Below are 19100 nucleotides of genomic sequence, written 5' to 3' on the forward strand. Positions count from 1 at the left end.
GTCAGGCTCCAGGCTTGAACAGCGCCACATTCAGCGCATCGATTTTTCGGGGCAGCAGCTTTTCGGCGAGAAAGGCGTCGGCGATGCGCTGCTGTTCGATCAGGCCCTCGGGCACCACCGGGCGCACCGCGTAGCTGCGGCGGGCGTTGGCCTGTTCGATGGTCGCGGCGTCGAGGCCCCACACCGGGGACAGCAATGCGGCCGCCTCCTTCGGGTTCTGCTTGACCCACCGGCCGGTCTTCTCCAGTTCGGCATAGACCACGCGCAGCACGTCGGGTCGCGCCTTCGCGAACCTGGTGCGCGCCAGGTAGTAGCGCTGGTACGACGCGATGCCCGTGCCGTCGGCCAGCACGCGCACCTTGGACTGGCGCTGTGCGGCGGCGAGGAACGGGTCCCACACCACCCAGGCGTCGATCGCGCCCTTCTCGAAGGCAGCGCGGCCGTCGGCAGGCGTGAGGTAGGCGGGCTCGATGTCCTTGAACGACAAACCGGCCTTGTCGAGCGCGGCGATCAGCAGGTAGTGCGCGCCGGCCGCCTTGGCAAAACCGACCTTCTTGCCCTTCAGGTCGGCCACGATCTTGAGCGGCGAATCTTCACGCACGACGATGGCCTGCGCGGCGGGCGACGGCGCTTCCTGCGCGATGAAGGTCAGGTCGGCGCCTGCCGCCTGCGCGAACACGGGCACGGTGTCGGCCACGTCGGCGCTGATATCGAGGTTGTCGAGGTTCAGCGCCTCGAGCAGCGGCAGGCCGCTGGTGAACTCGTGCCAGCTCAGCGCGGCGTTGAGCGGCTCGAGCTGCTTCTCGAGCGCGCCCTCTGCCTTGAGCACGGAGATCAACGTCGATGACTTCTGGTAGCCGAGCCGCACGATGACCGGCCGCGCGGCCACGCCCTGTGCAAACACCGTGCTGGCCCCCATTGCGCCCAGCGTGGCGATGGCCGCGCGTCGGGAGATGATGGACGAATGCGTCATGCCCCGGCCCTCACTTCGCCTTCTTCTGGTAGCCAGGGTGCCAGCGCAGCCACCATTGCTCCAGCCCGCGCGCGAACAGGTCGGCCAGCTTGCCGAGCAGCGCGTACAGCAGGATGCCCACCAGCACGATGTCGGTCTGCAGAAACTCGCGGGCATTCATCGTGAGGTAGCCGATGCCGGCCTGCGCCGAGATGGTCTCGGCCACGATCAGGATCACCCACATCAGGCCGAGCGAGAAACGCAGGCCCACCAGGATCGACGACAGCGCCCCCGGCAGGATCACCTCGCGGTACAGCTGCCAGCGCGACAGGCCATAGGTGCGGCCCATCTCTATCAGCTGCGGATCGACGTTGCGGATGCCGTGGAAGGTGTTGAGATAGATCGGGAAGAACACCGACACCGAGATCAGGAACAGCTTGGCCGATTCGTCGATGCCGAACCACAGGATCACCAGCGGGATCAGCGCCAACGCCGGAATGTTGCGCACCATCTGGATGGTGGAGTCGAGCAGCGTCTCGGCGAATTTCACCGAGCCCGTGAGCAGGCCCAGCACAAGCCCTGCCCCGCCACCGATGGCGAGCCCCGCGAGCGCGCGGCCCGCACTGACCTTCACGTGTGTCCACAGCTCGCCCGAGGCCGTGAGCGTCCATGCGGCCTTGACCACGTCGACCGGCGCCGGCAGCACGCGGGTGCTGAGCCAGCCCAGCGACGACGCGATCTGCCAGAACACGATGAGCCCGACGGGCACGAGCCACGGCACCAGCCGCTTCGCGACGTTGATGCCGAAGGCCTTGAATGCATTGCCTTCGCTTTCGGTGAGCGCGATCGCCGGCAGATCCTGAACTTGTTCGGTCATGGGAGTCCTTCAACTTTGGGAGGCGAGGCGCGAGGGCGCATCGAGATTGGCAACGACTTCGCCAAACGGGCCGCTCAGCGAGCCGCCGGCCAACTGCGTCTTCGCCTTGCGCGAGAGCAGCGGGAACACCAGCTCGGCGAAGCGGTAAGCCTCTTCGAGGTGCGGGTAGCCCGAGAGAATGAACTTGTCGAGGCCCAGCGCCGCGTACTCCTCGATGCGCGCCGCGACGGTCTTCGGGTCACCCACCAGCGCGGTGCCGGCGCCACCGCGCACGAGGCCCACGCCGGCCCAGAGGTTCGGCGAAATCTCCAGTTCGGCACGCGAGCGCCTGGCGCCGCCCGCATGCAGCGCGGCCATGCGGCGCTGGCCCTCGGAGTCCATGCGCGCAAAGGCGGCCTGGGCGCGAATGACCGTCTCGTCGTCGACACGGCTGATCAGCTCTTCGGCAGCCTTCCATGCCGCGTCTTCGGTCTCGCGCACGATCACATGCAGGCGAATGCCGAACTCCACCGTCCGCCCTTTGCGCGCGGCGCGGTTGCGCACGTCGGCGATCTTCCTGGCCACCTCCGCGGGCGGTTCGCCCCATGTGAGATAGGCATCGACCTGCTCGGCCGCAAGCTCGTGCGCGGCGGCCGACGAGCCGCCGAACCACACCGGCGGATGAGGGTTCTGCACCGGCGGATAGAGCAGCTTCGCGCCCTTCACGCTCAGGTGCCGGCCCTCGTAGTCGAAGGCCTGCCCGCCATGGCTGCGCGCAAGAATCTCGCGCCAGATGCGGATGAACTCGGCCGACTGCTCGTAGCGCGACGCATGGTCGAGGTAGACGCCATCGCCTTCGAGCTCGGCCTGGTCGCCGCCGGTCACGAGGTTCACGAGCACACGCCCGCCCGAGAGCCGGTCGAAGGTCGCGGCCATGCGCGCGGCCAGGCTGGGCTGGTGCAGGCCGGGGCGCACCGCGACCAGGAACTTGAGCTTCTTCGTCGAGCCGATCAGGCTGGAGGCGATGACCCACGGGTCTTCGCACGAACGGCCCGTCGGGATCAGCACGCCTTCGTAGCCGAGGTTGTCGGCCGCGCCGGCAATCTGCTGCAGGTAGGCCAGGTCGATGGGGCGCGCGCCTTCGCTCGTGCCGAGGTAGCGGCTGTCGCCGTGCGTGGGGAGGAACCAGAAGATCTGCATCACGCGACTCCCGCGCCGGCAGCTTCGAGCACGTCGATCTTTTTGGGGATCAGCTTCAGCGCGAAGAAGGTGTCGGCGATCTTCTGCTGCTCGGCCAGGATGGCCTTGGTGATCGGTGCCGTGCCGTAGGCCCAGCGGTTCACCGACAGTTCCGCCACCGGCTTCGGCAGGCCCCAGAGCGCGGCCAGCTCACTGGCCAGCTCGCCCTTGTTGGCGGCGCCCCATGCGTCGACCTTGTTGAGCTCCTCGATCGCAATGGCCAGCACGTCGGCGTTCTTCGCCACGTAGTCCAGCGACGAGAAGTAATAGGCACGGTTGCCGACCACGCCCGTGGCATCGGCCAGGATGCGCGCCTCCAGCGACTTCTCGGCCGCGGCCAGGAACGGGTCCCAGATGACCCATGCGTCGACCGAGCCCTTCTCGAACGCGGCGCGCGCATCGGCCGGCGGCAGGTAGACCAGGTTGAGGTCCGCGTATGCGAGGCCGTGCTTCTCGGCCAGCTTGACGATGAAGTAGTGAACGTTCGAGCCCTTGTTGAGCACGATCTTCCTGCCCTTCAGATCTGCCACGGACTTGATGGCGGAGCCCTTGGGCACCAGCACCGCCTCGGCCCGCGGACGCGGCACCGTCGCGCCCACGTAGGCCAGCGGCGCACCGGCGGCCTGCGCGAAGATGGGCGGCGCCTCGCCCACGTCGCCGAAATCGATCGAGCCGACGTTCAGTGCTTCGAGCTGCACGGGGCCGGCGGTGAACTCGGTCCACTTCACGCTCACACCGAGCGGTGCCAGGCGCTTCTCGAGCGTGCCGCGGCCCTTGAGCAGCGTGAGATAGCCCTTCTGGTGGCCGATGCGGAACTGGCGCGCGGGCGCCTGCGCCAGTGCGGCGAACGAGGAAGGCAGCGCGATGGCTGCGGCAGCGCCCTGGATCAGGCGGCGGCGGGGAGCAGAAATCTGTTGTGTCATGGCAAGGCTTGTGTGGAATGCGCCGCGCTCAGGCGGCGGCAATGAAGCTCACGATCAGCGCGATGGCGCTGACGACGACGACGCTCACGGCGAGATCGCCCAGCGCGCGCCAGAGGGAGCGCGGCGTCGTGTCGAGCACGGAGTCTTCGGTAGCAACGGGGTTCATGCGGAGATTCCTTGGTGTTGCAAAACGTCGGGCAAAGGCTGTCCCGCACCGCGCGCAGGCGGTTTTCAGAACAGCGGGAATGAGGATGAGAGCGAGGAAGCCGGACTCGCGACGAGTCCGCGCTTTCAGACGCTACATCGCACTCGGGAGAACGGCACCGGCTCGAAGCCGTGGGTCGCGGGCAGCTTCAGGCCTTCCGTGGCCAGCACCTCGGTGGCCTCGTTGAGCCGTTCGGCCAGGTCGGGGTGCACCTGGTAGGCGTTCTCGGGCGTCAGCGCAATCTGCGATTCGCTGGCGTAGACGCCCGGCAGGATGTGACGCGCCGCCAGCGACTGCAGCACGGGTCGCAATGCGTAGTCGAGCGCGAGCATGTGGTGCGGGCTGCCGCCGGTGGCCAGCGGCAGCACCGTCTTGCCCTTGAGCGCGTTCTGCGAAAGCAGGTCGAGAAAAACCTTGAGCACGCCGCTGTAGGCCGCCTTGTAGACCGGCGTGGCCACCACGACCACGCGGGCCTCGGCCACCTTGGCAATCGCGTTCACGATGGCCGGATGGTTCCAGTCGGCCAGCAGCAGCGCCTGCGGGGGCAGTTCGCGGATGGCGAGCCGCTCGATCCGCGCATGGCGCCGGGCCAGGCGCTCGCCCACCGCGTCGAGCAAGGCGGTGGAACGGGACGGGGTCGAGGGGCTGCCGGCAATCAGGAGGACGGACACGGGAAGCTTTCGTTTTTGATCTTCGGAAATTCAGGGCGAGCCGGGCCACGGCGCTCATCGAACGGCGCCCTGCACTGCCGGCTTGGCAGCGGGTTGTCTTCTTACTTCTGCCTGGTCGTATAGATCTGGTCGAAGGAGCCGCCGTCAGCGAAATGCTCCTTGTCGGCCTTCGCCCAGCCACCGAAGGCCTGGTCGATGGTCACCAGCGTGAGCTTGGGGAACTGCTTGTCGTACTTGGCCTTCGCCTTGTCCGACGTCGGGCGGTAGAAGTTGCGGCCGGCGATGTCCTGGCCTTCGTCGGAGTAAAGGTACTTCAGGTATTCCTCCGCCACGGCACGCGTGCCCTTCTTGTCGACGACCTTGTCGACCACCGACACGCTGGGCTCGGCCAGGATGGAGATCGACGGCACGACGATCTCGAACTTCTCGGGGCCGAACTCCTTCAGCGCCAGGAAGGCTTCGTTTTCCCAGGCCAGCAACACGTCGCCCACGCCGCGCTGCACGAAGGTGATGGTCGAGCCGCGCGCGCCGGTGTCGAGCACCGGCACGTTCTTGAACAGGCTGCCGATGTATTCCTTGGCCTTGGCGTCGCTGCCGTACTTGCGCTTGGCGAACTCCCACGCGGCCAGGTAGTTCCAGCGGGCGCCGCCCGAGGTCTTGGGGTTGGGGGTGATCACCTGCACGCCGGGCTTGACCAGGTCATCCCAGTCCTTCAGGCCCTTGGGGTTGCCCTTCTTCACCAGGAACACGATGGTCGAGGTATAGGGAGCCGAGTTGTGCGGCAGGCGCTTCTGCCAGTCCGCGCTGACGAGGCCGCCATGCTTGACGATGGCATCGATGTCGCCGCCCAGCGCCAGCGTGGCCACGTCGGCGTCGATACCGTCGATGATCGAGCGCGCCTGCTTGCCCGAGCCGCCGTGCGACTGCTTGACCGACACATCCTGGCCGGTCTTGGCCTTCCAGTACTTGGCGAAAGCCTGGTTGTAGTCCACGTAGAGCTCGCGCGTCGGGTCGTACGACACGTTCAGCAGCGTCACCGGGCCCTTGGCCGCGGCAGGAACCTGCTGCGTGAACGCCGGCAACGCCGACAGGGCCATGGCACCGACCACACCGGCACCCAGGGAAAGCTTGATAAAGTCGCGGCGAAGGCTCATGGTGTCTTGCTCTAAAAAGGCATATCAATGAAGCTGCGTATTCTCGATACGACATATAGAAACTGGAACGACCAAGTTTTCAGTTCTAAATAGCCAAATCAACTAAGCAACCGCTTTCCCCACTTTTCCCGTTCAAAGGCAATCGAAATGGCACGCATGGTTCAGTGCATCAAGCTCGGCAAAGAGGCCGAAGGGCTCGACTTCCCGCCCTATCCAGGCGATCTGGGCAAGCGCCTGTGGGAAAACGTCAGCAAGGAAGCCTGGGCCGCCTGGCTCAAGCAGCAGACCATGCTGGTCAATGAAAACCGGCTGAACCTGGCCGACCTGCGCGCCCGCCAGTACCTGGCGCGGCAGATGGAAAAGCATTTCTTCGGCGAAGGCGCCGACGTGGCCCAGGGCTACGTACCCCCTTCCGGAAGCTGATCGCCGCCGCTGCGTCGTGAACGCAGAACCGGTGGCCTGGCGCGCCGACGGCGTGCCCCGCAGCGAACGCTTCGACGACATCTACCACACCGAAACCGGCGCCCTGGCGCAATCGCGCCATGTGTTCCTGGGCGGCTGCGGCCTGCCCGAAGCGTGGGCCGGACAGCCGCAATGGCTGATTCTCGAAACCGGCTTCGGGTTGGGCCTCAATTTCCTGACAACCTGGCAGGCGTGGCGCTCAGATTCGGCGCGGCCGCGCATGCTGCACTTCGTCTCGGTCGAGGCGCATCCGGTTTCGCCCGACGATCTGCTGCGCGCGGCCGGCGCGTATCCCGAGCTGGCGTCCCTCGCCGGCGAACTGGCTGCGCAGTGGCATGGGCTGCTGCCCGGCTTTCACCGGCTCGCGTTCGACGAGGGCCGCGTGCTGCTCACCCTCTGCATCGGCGACGTGCAGCCGATGCTGCGCGCCCAGCGCTTCGAGGCCGACAGCATCTTTCTGGACGGCTTCAGCCCGCAGCAGAACCCTGCAATGTGGTCGGAAGACACGCTCAAGGCCGTGTCGCGCTTCGCGCGGCAAGGCACGCGCATCGCCACCTGGACCATCGCACGGGCGGTGCGTGATGCGCTCGCGCAGTTCGGGTTCACGGTCGAGAAGCGCCAGGGCCTGCCGCCCAAGCGCGATTGCCTGCACGGCCTGTTCGCGCCCGCCTGGACGGTGCGCCGCCGCGGCCCCATGCCCGAGCGAATCGGCACTCCAGGCCATTGCGCCGTCATAGGAGCCGGGCTTGCGGGCGCAGCCGTGGCGGCCAGCCTGGCGCGGCGCGGATGGCAGGTCACGGTGCTGGATGCCGCCGAGCGGCCCGCATCAGGCGCTTCGGGGCTGCCCGTGGGCATGCTGGCGCCGCACGTGTCGCCCGACGACGCCCTGCTCTCGCGCCTCACGCGCGCCGGCATCCGCGCCACGTGGATCGAGCTGACGCGGCTGCTCGAAGAAGGCCGCGACTGGCGCGCCAGCGGCGTGCTGGAGCGCCGGCCCGATGGCGATGTGCGCGTCCCGCCCGGCTGGAGCGGCAGCGGGCCCAACGAGTCGTCGCCCGCGAATGGGGCGCAGTTGGCGGCGGTTGGCCTGCCGGTCGATGTGCCCGCCCTCTGGCACGCACGCGCTGCCTGGGTGCGACCGCACCGGCTGATCGCCGCATGGTTGCGCCAGCCCGGCGTCGAGTTTCGCGGCGGATGCCAGGTGGCACGCCTGGAGCGCCATGCGAACGGCTGGCAGTTGTTCGACCCGGCCGGTGAGTTGCTGACAGACGCCGATCGCGTGGTCATCTGCGCAGGCTTCGAATCGGGCCGCTTCGCCCCCAAGCTGCCGCTGCAGCCGGTGCGCGGCCAGGTCGCCTGGGGCCACATGGCCGACGGCATCGAATTGCCCGCCACCCCCCTCAACGGCGACGGCCATCTGGTCGCACGCGTGCCCGATGCCGAAGGCTCCCCGATCTGGCTGGCCGGCGCGACCTTCGACCGCGACAGCACGGACCTCGCCCCGACCGCGGCCGACAGCGACGCCAACCGGGAGCGCCTTGCGCGGCTGCACCCGGCGTCGGCCGCTGCGCTGGCTCCATCGTTCGCGCACGGCAAGGTCCACAGCTGGGTCGGCATCCGCTGCGCTTCGGGCGACCGGCGCCCGCTGGTCGGCCCGATCGACGCGGAAGCACCGGGCCTCTGGGCCTGCACCGCATTGGGTTCGCGCGGCCTGAGCTTCGCTGCGCTGTGCGCCGAACTGCTGGCTGCGCAGTGGCATGCCGAGCCGCTGCCCCTGCAGGCCACGCTGGCCAAGGCGCTGGGAACGCAGCGGCTCTAGCCAGCGCCCTGCCCCGAAACTGCCAGCGGTGGTCGATCCGGCTGTCCCCATAGGGGCGCCGATTTTGTGGCATCCGCCCACGCAATCACCGCTTTGCCACGCGAACGCGTGAGAATGCGGCGCATGGCCATCCAGTACGACATCAAGCACACCACCGTCTACCGCTACAAGAAGCCGGTCACCTTCGGCCAGCACCGTGTGATGTTCCGCCCGCGCGACAGCCACGACCTGCGCGTGCTGGCCACCGACCTGCAGGTGAGCCCGCAGGCCTTCACCCGGCTCATTCAAGATCCGCACTCCAACTCCGTGGCGCTGGTGCAGCCGATGGGCGAAGCGACCGAGCTGCGCATCGTCTGCTCGTTCACCATCGAGCAGGTGCCGGCGCAGCAGGACCAGCTGGCGCTCGACCCGGCCGCCGAATTCCTGCCCTTTGCCTACTCGGTGCAGGAGCGCCTCGACCTCGAGCACTACCTGCGCCCGCACCACGACGACGACGCCCAGGGCACGCTGATCCGCTGGGCCCACCAGTTCCTGCACACCGACAAGCCCAACAGCACGCGCGAGGTGCTCGCACGCATGAACGCGCACATCGGCCAGAGCCTCGAATACAAGGCGCGCGACGAAGAAGGCACGCAAACGCCGCTCGTCACGCTGGCGCTCGGCAGCGGCAGTTGCCGCGACTACGCGCTGCTGATGATGGAAGCCGCGCGGCGCCTGGGCATCGCGACGCGTTTCGTCTCGGGCTACATCTATGACGCCGCGCTCGACAACGCCGCGCAGGTCCAGGGCGAATCGATGACCGGCGCCGGCACCACGCATGCCTGGCTGCAGGCCTACCTGCCGGGCATCGGCTGGCTGGCCTTCGACCCGACCAACAACCTGATGGGCAGCGGTCAACTGATCCGCGTGGGCGTTACGCGCGACCCGGCGCAGGCGGCGCCGATCTCGGGCAGCTGGTATGGCGATGCCGAGGCCTATGAAGGCCTCGAAGCGACGGTGGTCGTCACGCGCCGCAAGAACTGAACGGGCATCGCCGGGGGCCGCCGGCGGCTGGGCCTCAGCCCCCCGCCGCACCGCCCAGCTGGAACCGGAACACCGCGCCCTTGTCGGGCTGCTGCACCAGCCGGATGTCGCTGCCGTGCAGCTGCAGGATTCGCTTCACGATCACGAGGCCCAGCCCGCCGCTGCTGGCGCTGTCGGTGCGCGAACCGCTCATGAACACCGGTCGCATGAACAGGGCCTTCTGCATTTCGCCCGGAATGCCCGGCCCCGTATCGCTCACCTGCACCGTCACGCCCGCGTTCTCCGCCCGCAGCTGCACCACGATCTCGCCGCCCTCGGGCGTGTGGCGGATGGCGTTGTCCAGCAGGTTGGTCAGCACGCGCTCGATCATCCCGAGATCGGCCGACACCACCGGCAGGCCCGGTGCGATGTCGGGCTCGAGGCGTTGATGGCGCGCTTCGGCCGCCAGCTCGAACTTCTGGAACACGTCCTGCACGAGGTCGGCCAGCGCGAAGTTCTCTTTCTCGGGCTTGACCACGCCGTATTCAAGCCGGGCCAGCTCGAACACCTCCTGCGCGAGCCGGCCGACCTTGCGGCTCTGGCCGAGCGCGATCTCCAGGTAGCGCCGGCGCTCTTCTTCACTGAGCGTGCCCGCCTTGAGCAGCAGCGTCTCGAGGTAGCCGTGCAGCGACGTGAGCGGCGTGCGCAGGTCGTGCGAGATGTTGGCGAACAGCTCGCGGCGCTGCTGGTCCTGCAGCGTGAGCTCGCGCCATTGCTCGGCGATGCGGCGCGTCATCTGCGTGAAGGCCTGGCCCAGCTGGGCGATTTCGTCGGTGCCGTGGGAGAGGCGCTCCAGCGTGGGCGCTTCGCTTTCGAGGGAAGCAATGCCCTCGGTCTCGAAGCGCTTCACCGCCGCCGTCAGCTCGCGCAAAGGCCGCGTGATGAGGCGAAAGGCCGCGAGGCCCGCGAGCAGCCCGAGCAACGCCACCAGCCCCATCGACCAGAGCGTGGTGCGCAGCACGTTGTCGGCGCCCACGTTGGCGACCAGCGCGTCGTGGTCCTCGCCCTGCAGCACCACGTAGACGTAACCCGCATCGCGCCCGCCCATGCGCAGCGGCGCGGCGCTGAATACCTTGGAGGCTGTGAGGCTGCGCGGGTCGTCGCCCGCGATCGGCAACGGAGCACCCGACAGCAGCTTGCGGATCGGCCCCAGCGCGACCCTGTCGCGCTTCAGGTGCCCGGGCGGTGCGGCCTGCGCCTCGATGCGGCCGTCGAGTCCCAGCAGGTAGACCTCCACGCTCGGGTTGACGGCCATCAGCTTGTCGAACAGGTCCTTTACCGCTTCCTGGTCGAGGCCGCCCGACTTCATCAACTCGGAGTTTTCCGCGATGTGCGCCGCCAGCCCGGTCGACAGGCGCTGGACGACCTCCTGCTCGTGCATGCCGTTGGAGCGCACCTGCAGCCACACCGAGGCGCCGCAGCACACCAGCAGCAGCACCGCGAACACGGCCGACAGCCGCCGCGACAGGGTGGCCCAGGCGATCACGCCACGTCCTCCCCGCTCCCGGTGGCCGACAGCTTGTAGCCACGCCCCCACACCGTGAGGATGCGCCGTGGCTCGGCCGGGTCGGCCTCCACCTTGGTGCGCAGCCGGTTGATGTGCGTGTTCACCGTGTGCTCGTAGCCATCGTGCTGGTAGCCCCAGACCTGGTTGAGCAGGTCGAGCCGCGAGAACACCTTGCCCGGGTTGCGCGCGAAGAAGTACAGCAGGTCGAACTCACGCGGCGTGAGCTCGATGAGCCTGCCGTCCACGCGCACCTCGCGCGCCAGCGGCTCGATGCCGAGGTTGCCGAGCGTGAGGCTGCCGGACTCCATGCGTGCGTTGCGCGCCAGCGCATCGATGCGCCGCAGCAGCGCCTTCACGCGGGCCACCAGCTCCAGCACCGAGAAAGGCTTGGCCAGGTAGTCGTCGGCGCCCAGTTCCAGCCCGAGGATGCGGTGCACCTCGCTCGACCGCGCGCTGATGATGATGATCGGTGTGTAACGTGTCATGGCACGGGCACGGCGGCAGATTTCGAGGCCGTCGATCCCGGGCAGCATCAGGTCGAGCACCAGCGCGTCCCAGCTGCCGCGCTCCAGCTCGCGCAGGCCGGCATGGCCGTCGGCGGCGTGCTCGACCGCATAGCCTTCGTCGCGCAGGTGCATGCGCAGGAGTTCGGCAATGTGGGCATCGTCCTCGACGATCAGCACGCGTTTGGGGGTGTCCATGGCCTCGATTGTCCCGCCATCCGGGTTCTGGAGTTATCACGATTAATTGAACTTTGCGTGATGAATCGGCCATGGGGTGCGCCCAACAATCCACCCCATGAACAGCTCAGCCATCGCCCCTCCTGCCGACCCGGCCGCGGCGTCCGATCGCCGCCCGATCCATCCGCTGTGGATGCGCATCACGCACTGGCTCAACGCGCTGGCCGTGCTGATCCTGACGACGAGCGGCTGGCGCATCTACGACGCGTCGCCGTTCTTCCCGTTCACCATTCCGACCGTCATTACGCTCGGCGGCTGGCTCGGCGGTGCGCTGCATTGGCACTTCGCGGCGATGTGGCTGCTGGTGTTCAACGGCTTCGTGTACCTCGCCATCAACATCGCCAGCGGACGGCTGGCGCGCAAGTTCTTTCCCGTGACGCCCCGCGGCGTCTGGCACGACGCGCTGGCCGCACTGAAAGGCCAACTCTCGCATGCCGACCCTCGCCACTACAACAGCGTGCAGAAGCTGGCCTACCTGTTCGTGATGCTCGACCTGATCGTGATCGTGCTGTCGGGCCTGGTGCTGTGGAAGTCAGTGCAGTTCCCCGTGCTGCGCGAACTGATGGGTGGCTACGAGTTTGCGCGCCGCATCCATTTCTTCGCGATGGCGGCCATCGTCGCCTTCGTCGCCGTGCACCTCGTGATGGTCGCCCTGGTGCCCCGAACCCTGCTCACCATGATCCGCGGCCGCGCGCCCAAAGCCCGATGAAAATCTTCAAAGCCCCGACCCTGAGCGGCATCGACGGCGACGCCGTGCTGCGCGAAGCCCGCACACTGATCGCGAAGCAGCTCGACCAGCCCTCGCGCCGCGCCTTCCTGCAGCGCTCGCTGACGCTCGGCGGCCTCTCGCTGCTCACCGGTTGCAGCATCAGCGACAACACGCAGGTGGAAGCCGCGCTCACGAAGATCTCGCGCTTCAACGACAAGGCGCAGGGCCTGATCTTCAGCCCGACGCAGCTTGCGCCGACCTATTCGGAGGCAGAGATCACGCGCCCCTTCCCCTTCAACGCCTACTACGGCGAGGACGAGGTGCGCGAGGTGGACGAGGCCAGCTACAAGCTCGAAGTGACCGGCATGGTCGCCGACAAGCACGCCTGGACGCTCGCCGAGCTGCGCGCCATGCCGCAGCACGACCAGATCACTCGCCACATCTGCGTGGAAGGCTGGAGCGCCATCGGCAAATGGGGCGGCGTGCGCTTTGCCGACTTCCTGCGCCACATCGGCGCCGACACCACTGCCAAGTACGTCGGCTTCAAGTGCGCCGACGACTACTACACCAGCATCGACATGCCCACCGCGCTGCATCCGCAGACCTTGCTGACGCTGACCTACGGCGGACAGCCCCTGCCGCCCAAGTACGGCTTTCCGATGAAGCTGCGCATGCCGACAAAGCTTGGCTACAAGAACCCGAAGCACATCAAGGCGATGTTCGTCACCAACACCTATTCCGGTGGCTACTGGGAAGACCAGGGCTACAACTGGTTCGGAGGGAGCTGAGGGGCTGCTGAAGCCGCTCGACTGCCGAAGAAAGCGCGAGGCCGTGTTCACTGAACCGAGCCGATCCTGAAAACGAAACTTCATCAACCACTAGGAAAATTCCAAATGAACAAGCTCACCGCAACCCTGCTCGCAACCTGCATGGCCTTCGCCGGCGCCTCGGCATTCGCCGCGGACGAAATGGTGAAAGACGGCATGGCCAAGGACGGCATGAAGAAAGACGCGATGACGAAGGACTCCATGTCGAAGGACGGAATGAAGAAGGACTCGATGGCCAAGGATTCGATGTCCAAGGACGGCATGAAGAAGGACTCGATGAAGAAGGACGCCATGAAAAAGGACGGCATGGACAAGGACGAGATGAAGAAGTAAGCGCCTTCGCAACCGCCATTGACGCCCGGCGGATTCGGCGTCAATGTCGCGTCGGCCGGTTTCCCAGCCACTGAAATCTCTTTCAAGGAACCCTCATGAAATCCCTTGCACTCACTGCCGGCACGCTGGCGGCCGCCGCCCTGGTCTGGTACACGGTGCCCTCGTTCGCCGAACCCGCCCGCCGCGTGCCCGCGCCCACGGCCGACCTCGTGGCACCGCCGGCCGCCAAGACCGAAACCGCCGTGTTCGCCGGTGGCTGCTTCTGGGGCGTGCAGGGCGTGTTCCAGCGCGTCAAGGGCGTGAGCAATGCGGTGTCGGGCTATGCCGGCGGCGATGCGAAGACGGCGCGCTACGACCAGGTCGGCTCGGGGCGCACCGGCCATGCCGAATCGGTGCGCATCACCTACGACCCGCAGCAGATCAGCTACGGCAAGCTGCTGCAGATCTACTTCTCGGTGGCGCACGACCCGACCGAACTCAACCGGCAGGGTCCCGACACCGGCACGCAATACCGCTCCACCGTGTTCGCCGAGAACGCCGAGCAGGCCCGCATTGCCAGCGCCTACATCGCGCAGTTGAACCAGGCCAAGACCTTCGGCAAGCCGCTGGCCACCACCGTCGAGATGGCCAAGCCCTTCTACGCGGCCGAGGACTACCACCAGGACTACCTGACACTGCACCCGAGCCAGCCCTACATCGCGATCAACGACATGCCGAAGATCGACGAGCTGAAGAAGCTGTTCCCCGAGAGCTACAAGGCTACGCCTTCGCTGGTGAAGGCGGCCAAGGCCGGCTAAGGCCGATCAAGGCGTTGTGGCCAGTGCCCCGCGGCGCGCGGCCTGGTTGGATCGGGTGCGAAGCACCAGCGCCTGCTGTGCAGCAGCTGCGTTGGCGGCATCGCCCTTCCATGCGTCGAGCGCGGGCTGCTGCACCGCACGGGAGAAAGAGAAGGCCAGCGCCCACGGCACGCGCGGCCTGAACCGGGCGTTCATTTCATTGAGGCGGGCGGAAGCCAACTGCGCCGGCTGGCCGCCCGAGAGAAACGCCACGCCGGGCACAGCGGCGGGCACCGTGCGCAGCAGGCAAGCGACCGTGGCCTCGGCCACCGCCTCGACGGAATCCTGCGTGGGCGCCTTCAGCCCGGGCAGCACCATGTTCGGCTTCAGCAGCATGCCTTCGAGCAGCACGCCCTGCGCGCGCAGCTCGGCAAAGGTCCGGTGCAGCACCTCCTCGGTCACCTCGGCGCATTGCGCCAAGGAATGCCCACCGTCCATCAGCACCTCCGGTTCGACGATGGGCACCAGACCGGCCTCCTGGCACAGCGCTGCATAGCGTGCCAGGGCATGCGCATTGACGTCGATGCATGCGCGCGTCGGCAACCCGTTGCCGATGGCGATCACGCCGCGCCACTTGGCAAAGCGCGCGCCCATGCCAGCGTATTCGGCGAGGCGTTCGCGCAGGCCGTCGAGCCCTTCGGTCACGGTTTCGCCCGGATGTCCGGCCAGCGGCTTCGCGCCGGTGTCGACCTTGATGCCGGGGACGATGCCAGCGTCGGACAGCGCCTTCGCAAAGGGCACACCCGCATGGGTCTGCTGGCGGATCGTCTCGTCGAACAGGATCGCGCCGCTGATGCTGTCGGCCAGGCCCGGCGCGGTGACGATCAGTTCGCGCCATTCGCGCCGCGCCGCCTCGGTTTGCGGGATGCCGAGCGTGGCAAAGCGCTTGTTGCAGGTGGCGTTGCTCTCGTCCATTGCGAGCAGGCCCTTGTCGCCGGCGACGAGCGCGCGGGCGGTATCGATCAGCGTCTGTGCGGTCATGGGGCACCTCTTTTGCGGAAGATCGTACGCCCTCCCCCAGGCTGCGCCTAGATCACGTTCTTCTCCAGCAGCGGCCGGTTCTCCAGGATGCGCGCGAAAGACACCGGCGAGAGATCGAGGCTGCGGTACTCGCCGAAGCGGATCAGTTCCGCAATGCCGCGCCCTGCGGCCGGGCACTGCTGCAGCCCGTGGCCCGAGAAGCCATTGGCGAAGTACAGGTTGTCGCAGTCCGGGTGCAGGCCGAGGATGGCGTTGTGGTCGAACACGTTCATCTCGTAGTAGCCGGCCCATGCGCCGGTCATGCGAATGGCCTCGAAGGCCGGCACGCGCTCGGCCAATGACGGCCAGATGAAGCTGTCGAAGGCTTCGTACTCGACGTCGAGCGGAACGTCGTCGTGGTCCTGGTCTTCGGGCGGCGCAAAGCCGCAGATGAACTGGCGGCCTTCGGGGCGCAGCCAGATGCCGGAGGTGTCGATCACCAGCGGACAACCCGGCAATGTCTCGGGGCACGAGAAGCTGAACACGCTGCGGCGGCGGCCGCGCACCGGAAGATCGATGCCGGCCCATCCGGCGACCTGGCCGGCCCATGCGCCTGCGGCGTTGACGACAACGTCTGCTTCCAGGGTCTCGCCGCTGTCCAGCTGCACGCCCGTCATGGCGCGGCCGTTGCGGCGCAAACCCATTGCATGGGCCTGCACATAACGCGTGCCTTGAGAGGCGGCTTTCTTGCGAAAGGCCTGCAGCAGGCTGTAGCCGTCGTACCAGCCCTCGCCCGAGAGGCCCAGCGACGCGAGCGCAACGCCCTCGGTCGAGATCCACGGAAAGCGCGCCTTCAGTTCGCCGGGCGTCATCAGCGCCACGTCCACCGCGTGCGCCTTCTGCATCGCATGGTTCTCGCGCAGCACGTCGACGCCGGCCGGCGAGGCCAGGTACAGGTAGCCGGGCTCGACCAGGCCGATGTCGGGCACGTCATCACCCACGCGCAGGGTCTCGCCGAGCGCGCGGAAAAAGTCGATGCCGTAGAGCGACATCTCGATGTTGATGGCGGTGGAAAACTGCTGGCGGATCGAGCTGGCCGACAGCGCCGAAGAGGCCTGCCTGTACGAGAAATCGCGCTCGACCACCGTGACCTCGAAGGGCTCTTCCTCGGGGCTTCGGGTCAGGAAATAGGCGATGGCTGACCCGATCGCTCCACCTCCAATGATCACCACACGACGCATGCTGGGCCTCATGCCGGCCTAGACCGGGTTCGGATTGCGCTCAAGAAAGCCCTGCTGATGCCAGTACGGATAAGCCCGCGTCGTCGCGCTGGCCGCGTCGAGTTCCGCGACCTGCGCGGGTGTGAGGTTCCAGCCCACGGCGCCGAGGTTCTGGCGCAACTGCGCCTCGTCGCGCGCGCCCACCACCACGCTCGACACCGTCGGGCGCTGCAGCAGCCAGTTCAGCGCAACCTGCGGCACGGTCTTGCCCACCTCGGCGCCAACCTTTTCCAACGCCTCGACCACGCGGTAAAGCAGTTCGTCCGGCACCGGCGGGCCCATGTCCGCCGTCGCGTGCAGGCGGCTTTTGGCGGGCAGCGGCTGGCCGCGGCGGATCTTTCCCGTGAGGCGGCCCCATCCGAGCGGGCTCCACACCACGGCACCCACGCCCTGGTCTTGCGCGAGCGGCATCAGCTCCCATTCGTAGTCGCGGCCGACCAGCGAGTAGTAGGCCTGGTTCGCGACGTAGCGCGCGAGGCCGTAGCGCTCTGAAATGGCCAGCGATTTCATCAGGTGCCAGCCCGAGAAGTTCGACACGCCGATGTAGCGCAGCTTGCCCGCGCGCACGAGGTCGTCGAGCGTCGAAAGCGTTTCTTCCACCGGCGTGCTCGCGTCGAAGCCGTGCAGCTGGTAGAGGTCGATGTAGTCCGTGCCGAGGCGCTTGAGCGCGCCATCGACGGCTTGTACGAGATGGTGGCGCGACGAGCCGACGTCGTTCGGTCCCTCGCCGCTGCGGAAGGTGGCCTTGGTCGAGATCAGCAGCCGGTCGCGCGGCCGGCCCTTGATCGCCTCGCCGAGCACCGATTCAGCGGCACCGCCCGAGTAGACGTCGGCGCTGTCGAACATGTTGACGCCAGCGTCGATGCAGATGTCGATCAACTTGCGCGCCTCGGCCACGTCGGTGCTCCCCCAGGCACTGAACAACTCGCCCTTGCCCCCGAAGGTGCCGGTGCCAAAGCTCAACACGGGGACCTTGAGGCCCGATTTACCCAGATGACGGTATTCCAAAGTACTGCTCCTTCGTTTTTGCGGATTCGGGGGAGAAAACCGACAAGCCGACCGGCTTGTCGTCGCGCCATTCTTGGACGAAGCAGTGAACCCTGCAGGCCGGTGGACTTTGTGGAAATCGATTGGAATAAGTTGACAACCGTCACCTGAATTCCCTGCTGTAGCATGCGCCGCGAAGCCGTGATCTGGGCCGTGAATTGATGGGAAGACACGCCTTCGTGGGAATCGATAACTAAATAATTATTTTCAGGAGGACCCGCATGCTTGTCGAAATTGACGCGAACGGAATGATCAATCACGCGCGAGTCAGAAGTGCTCGCAGCCCCGAAATCGAAAGAGGCAGGCGGACCGGTGCGATCACCGGCATCGTCGTTCATCAAACCGATGCCGATACATTGGCATCTTCACTGAACAGCTACAAGCGGCCGAAGGCGAATGGCGCGCACTTTCTCATCGATACGGATGGGACTATCTATCAGACGGCGGGGATTTATCAGCGTACGAATCATGTGGGGCCGCTGAAGGCGAGATGCTTGGCCGTAGGGGCCGCAATGCCGTGCGCCCTGCGCGACTATGCGAAGGCGGGAGTGGAAGGAATGCATCGCATTGAAATGCGCAAGCCGCCCAGCGATCGTTATCCGAGCAACATGGAGGCCGTCGGAATTGAATTGGTCGGCAGGGCAAGGCTGCCGGTAGGGTTCAAGCCAATCGGTGAAGCAGCAAAGTGGCCGCTCGAAAAACAACGAGGTGAGTACGGCATATTCGATACCCCGACTGCGGCTCAAAATCTATCTCTCTCGTGGCTTGTCAAGGCGCTTGAAGATTCCGTGCAGATTTCTTCGAGTGAAGTCTTTCCTCATCCCGCAGTCAGCAGAAAGAATCCAACGGAAGCCCGGGGCGCGAACTGGAATCTGCCCGTACCAACGCCATGAACAAGACCCACATTTTTGTGACCGTGGCGGCGCTGATCTTGGCCGCCGTCGCATGTCCGGCGCAGGCAGCCGACAGGCGCTATCGCCTCGCATATGTGCAGAAAGTGAAGGTCATAGAACCTTCAGGCCGAACTGCCTGGGAAAACAAGGATATCCTGGACTGCGACGACGTCGTGTTGACAGAAGAGGATGTCCGCTATGCCTTGCAGCACATGCGCAGGGTTTCATGGAAGGCCTACGACCCCGAAAACACCGACACCACGGGGTGTCATGGGAGCGCACTCGTTACCTTCCAGAACGGGAAAATCCTCGCCATGGGCATTGAGCCCACGGGGCGGATCAGCACCCAAGAGTATGACGCCAAGATGAAGCTCACGGCGAGTCCACCGGGCTTCTACGATTGCGCTCCTTGCGGCAAACGCAAGATGGCACTCCTGAAGGACGCGCTGTATCGAGCGCACGAGCGAGCGCTGAGGAAACTGGCGGCTGAAGGGAAGTTTCCGCCTGACGAGGTGGAGCGCCGGCTGAAGTGGTTCCGGGACAGTCGCTAACGGCCCTGACGCGCCTGCCAGGGCAACGACTCTCCCACCCCGCTGCGGCGGGGTTTTCCTTTTGGCCTCAGGGA

The 19100-nt window shown here is 66.6% G+C and carries 21 protein-coding genes; 9 read left to right on the forward strand and 12 right to left on the reverse strand.

Features of this window, described 5'->3' with window-relative positions; all coding sequences use genetic code 11:
* Window position 1: 1 nt before the first annotated feature.
* From ASD05_RS26685 to ASD05_RS26710, 7 genes are all read right to left on the reverse strand, one after another.
* On the reverse strand, window positions 2-973 hold the full coding sequence (locus ASD05_RS26685) for an aliphatic sulfonate ABC transporter substrate-binding protein (RefSeq protein WP_056598988.1): 972 nt from the start codon (window positions 971-973) through the stop codon (window positions 2-4).
* A gap of 10 nt (window positions 974-983) precedes the next feature.
* Window positions 984-1829 carry an aliphatic sulfonate ABC transporter permease SsuC gene (gene ssuC, locus ASD05_RS26690; protein ID WP_056598992.1) on the reverse strand — a complete coding sequence of 282 codons (846 nt, stop codon included), beginning with the start codon at window positions 1827-1829 and terminating at the stop codon, window positions 984-986.
* A gap of 9 nt (window positions 1830-1838) precedes the next feature.
* The gene (ssuD, locus tag ASD05_RS26695; protein WP_056599361.1) at window positions 1839-3008 is read right to left on the reverse strand and encodes an FMNH2-dependent alkanesulfonate monooxygenase; all 1170 of its coding nucleotides are present in this window, start codon (window positions 3006-3008) and stop codon (window positions 1839-1841) included.
* On the reverse strand, window positions 3008-3970 hold the full coding sequence (locus tag ASD05_RS26700) for a sulfonate ABC transporter substrate-binding protein (RefSeq protein WP_056598995.1): 963 nt from the start codon (window positions 3968-3970) through the stop codon (window positions 3008-3010). The genes ssuD and ASD05_RS26700 overlap by 1 nt, the downstream gene beginning before the upstream one ends.
* A 28-nt stretch (window positions 3971-3998) precedes the next feature.
* Window positions 3999-4136: a hypothetical protein gene (locus ASD05_RS30555; protein ID WP_200955506.1), complete on the reverse strand. Its 138-nt coding sequence runs from the start codon at window positions 4134-4136 to the stop codon at window positions 3999-4001.
* A 125-nt stretch (window positions 4137-4261) separates the two neighbouring features.
* Window positions 4262-4846: an NADPH-dependent FMN reductase gene (ssuE, locus tag ASD05_RS26705; protein WP_056598998.1), complete on the reverse strand. Its 585-nt coding sequence runs from the start codon at window positions 4844-4846 to the stop codon at window positions 4262-4264.
* A 101-nt stretch (window positions 4847-4947) separates the two neighbouring features.
* Window positions 4948-6000, reverse strand: coding sequence for a sulfate ABC transporter substrate-binding protein (locus ASD05_RS26710; protein WP_056599001.1), 1053 nt, complete (start codon window positions 5998-6000; stop codon window positions 4948-4950).
* 147 nt (window positions 6001-6147) lie between these two features.
* On the opposite strand from ASD05_RS26710, the gene ASD05_RS26715 reads away from it, so the two are divergent.
* The 3 genes from ASD05_RS26715 (at window position 6148) to ASD05_RS26725 (ending at window position 9304) form a co-directional block, all read left to right on the forward strand.
* Window positions 6148-6423 carry an oxidative damage protection protein gene (locus tag ASD05_RS26715; protein ID WP_007829266.1) on the forward strand — a complete coding sequence of 92 codons (276 nt, stop codon included), beginning with the start codon at window positions 6148-6150 and terminating at the stop codon, window positions 6421-6423.
* A 16-nt stretch (window positions 6424-6439) separates the two neighbouring features.
* Window positions 6440-8281, forward strand: a complete 1842-nt coding sequence (gene mnmC / locus ASD05_RS26720; protein ID WP_056599004.1) for an FAD-dependent 5-carboxymethylaminomethyl-2-thiouridine(34) oxidoreductase MnmC — start codon at window positions 6440-6442, stop codon at window positions 8279-8281.
* Between the two features lie 123 nt (window positions 8282-8404).
* Complete coding sequence (locus tag ASD05_RS26725; protein WP_235508113.1) at window positions 8405-9304, forward strand: transglutaminase family protein; 900 nt, start codon at window positions 8405-8407, stop codon at window positions 9302-9304.
* 34 nt (window positions 9305-9338) lie between these two features.
* On the opposite strand, the gene ASD05_RS26730 is transcribed toward ASD05_RS26725, so the two are convergent.
* Both ASD05_RS26730 and ASD05_RS26735 read right to left on the reverse strand, forming a co-directional pair.
* Window positions 9339-10829, reverse strand: a complete 1491-nt coding sequence (locus ASD05_RS26730) for a sensor histidine kinase (RefSeq protein WP_056599010.1) — start codon at window positions 10827-10829, stop codon at window positions 9339-9341.
* Window positions 10826-11551: a response regulator transcription factor gene (locus ASD05_RS26735; RefSeq protein WP_056599013.1), complete on the reverse strand. Its 726-nt coding sequence runs from the start codon at window positions 11549-11551 to the stop codon at window positions 10826-10828. The genes ASD05_RS26730 and ASD05_RS26735 overlap by 4 nt, the downstream gene beginning before the upstream one ends.
* A 97-nt stretch (window positions 11552-11648) precedes the next feature.
* Between ASD05_RS26735 and ASD05_RS26740 the strand changes: the two genes are divergently transcribed.
* The 4 genes from ASD05_RS26740 (at window position 11649) to msrA (ending at window position 14256) form a co-directional block, all read left to right on the forward strand.
* Window positions 11649-12299, forward strand: a complete 651-nt coding sequence (locus ASD05_RS26740; RefSeq protein ID WP_056599016.1) for a cytochrome b/b6 domain-containing protein — start codon at window positions 11649-11651, stop codon at window positions 12297-12299.
* Entirely contained in the window at window positions 12296-13087 is a 792-nt protein-coding gene (locus ASD05_RS26745) for a molybdopterin-binding protein (protein ID WP_056599019.1), read from the forward strand. The genes ASD05_RS26740 and ASD05_RS26745 overlap by 4 nt, the downstream gene beginning before the upstream one ends.
* A gap of 105 nt (window positions 13088-13192) precedes the next feature.
* On the forward strand, window positions 13193-13459 hold the full coding sequence (locus ASD05_RS26750; RefSeq protein ID WP_056599022.1) for a pentapeptide MXKDX repeat protein: 267 nt from the start codon (window positions 13193-13195) through the stop codon (window positions 13457-13459).
* A gap of 95 nt (window positions 13460-13554) precedes the next feature.
* Window positions 13555-14256, forward strand: a complete 702-nt coding sequence (gene msrA / locus ASD05_RS26755; RefSeq protein ID WP_056599024.1) for a peptide-methionine (S)-S-oxide reductase MsrA — start codon at window positions 13555-13557, stop codon at window positions 14254-14256.
* Between the two features lie 6 nt (window positions 14257-14262).
* On the opposite strand, the gene ASD05_RS26760 is transcribed toward msrA, so the two are convergent.
* The 3 genes from ASD05_RS26760 to ASD05_RS26770 are packed head-to-tail and all read right to left on the reverse strand — an operon-like array spanning window position 14263 to window position 17543.
* Window positions 14263-15276: a class I fructose-bisphosphate aldolase gene (locus ASD05_RS26760; protein ID WP_056599027.1), complete on the reverse strand. Its 1014-nt coding sequence runs from the start codon at window positions 15274-15276 to the stop codon at window positions 14263-14265.
* A 47-nt stretch (window positions 15277-15323) separates the two neighbouring features.
* Entirely contained in the window at window positions 15324-16496 is a 1173-nt protein-coding gene (locus tag ASD05_RS26765; protein ID WP_056599364.1) for an NAD(P)/FAD-dependent oxidoreductase, read from the reverse strand.
* Between the two features lie 18 nt (window positions 16497-16514).
* Window positions 16515-17543, reverse strand: a complete 1029-nt coding sequence (locus ASD05_RS26770; RefSeq protein WP_056599032.1) for an aldo/keto reductase — start codon at window positions 17541-17543, stop codon at window positions 16515-16517.
* Window positions 17544-17803: 260 nt separating this feature from the next.
* On the opposite strand from ASD05_RS26770, the gene ASD05_RS29845 reads away from it, so the two are divergent.
* Both ASD05_RS29845 and ASD05_RS26775 read left to right on the forward strand, forming a co-directional pair.
* Window positions 17804-18475: an N-acetylmuramoyl-L-alanine amidase gene (locus ASD05_RS29845; RefSeq protein ID WP_082572396.1), complete on the forward strand. Its 672-nt coding sequence runs from the start codon at window positions 17804-17806 to the stop codon at window positions 18473-18475.
* Window positions 18472-19026, forward strand: a complete 555-nt coding sequence (locus tag ASD05_RS26775; RefSeq protein ID WP_056599035.1) for a hypothetical protein — start codon at window positions 18472-18474, stop codon at window positions 19024-19026. The genes ASD05_RS29845 and ASD05_RS26775 overlap by 4 nt, the downstream gene beginning before the upstream one ends.
* Window positions 19027-19100 lie beyond the last annotated feature (74 nt).

The organism is Variovorax sp. Root434, assembly GCF_001426595.1.
In the GTDB taxonomy this organism is placed as follows: Bacteria; Pseudomonadota; Gammaproteobacteria; order Burkholderiales; family Burkholderiaceae_C; genus Variovorax.

Coding starts and splice junctions, on each gene's coding strand:
- ASD05_RS26685 (WP_056598988.1), bottom strand. CDS start 973: ATGACGCATTCGTCCATCATCTCCCGACGCGCGGCCATCGCCACGCTG.
- ssuC (WP_056598992.1), bottom strand. CDS start 1,829: ATGACCGAACAAGTTCAGGATCTGCCGGCGATCGCGCTCACCGAAAGC.
- ssuD (WP_056599361.1), bottom strand. CDS start 3,008: ATGCAGATCTTCTGGTTCCTCCCCACGCACGGCGACAGCCGCTACCTC.
- ASD05_RS26700 (WP_056598995.1), bottom strand. CDS start 3,970: ATGACACAACAGATTTCTGCTCCCCGCCGCCGCCTGATCCAGGGCGCT.
- ASD05_RS30555 (WP_200955506.1), bottom strand. CDS start 4,136: ATGAACCCCGTTGCTACCGAAGACTCCGTGCTCGACACGACGCCGCGC.
- ASD05_RS26710 (WP_056599001.1), bottom strand. CDS start 6,000: ATGAGCCTTCGCCGCGACTTTATCAAGCTTTCCCTGGGTGCCGGTGTG.
- ASD05_RS26715 (WP_007829266.1), top strand. CDS start 6,148: ATGGCACGCATGGTTCAGTGCATCAAGCTCGGCAAAGAGGCCGAAGGG.
- ASD05_RS26725 (WP_235508113.1), top strand. CDS start 8,405: ATGGCCATCCAGTACGACATCAAGCACACCACCGTCTACCGCTACAAG.
- ASD05_RS26735 (WP_056599013.1), bottom strand. CDS start 11,551: ATGGACACCCCCAAACGCGTGCTGATCGTCGAGGACGATGCCCACATT.
- ASD05_RS26740 (WP_056599016.1), top strand. CDS start 11,649: ATGAACAGCTCAGCCATCGCCCCTCCTGCCGACCCGGCCGCGGCGTCC.
- ASD05_RS26745 (WP_056599019.1), top strand. CDS start 12,296: ATGAAAATCTTCAAAGCCCCGACCCTGAGCGGCATCGACGGCGACGCC.
- ASD05_RS26750 (WP_056599022.1), top strand. CDS start 13,193: ATGAACAAGCTCACCGCAACCCTGCTCGCAACCTGCATGGCCTTCGCC.
- msrA (WP_056599024.1), top strand. CDS start 13,555: ATGAAATCCCTTGCACTCACTGCCGGCACGCTGGCGGCCGCCGCCCTG.
- ASD05_RS26760 (WP_056599027.1), bottom strand. CDS start 15,276: ATGACCGCACAGACGCTGATCGATACCGCCCGCGCGCTCGTCGCCGGC.
- ASD05_RS26765 (WP_056599364.1), bottom strand. CDS start 16,496: ATGCGTCGTGTGGTGATCATTGGAGGTGGAGCGATCGGGTCAGCCATC.
- ASD05_RS29845 (WP_082572396.1), top strand. CDS start 17,804: ATGCTTGTCGAAATTGACGCGAACGGAATGATCAATCACGCGCGAGTC.
- ASD05_RS26775 (WP_056599035.1), top strand. CDS start 18,472: ATGAACAAGACCCACATTTTTGTGACCGTGGCGGCGCTGATCTTGGCC.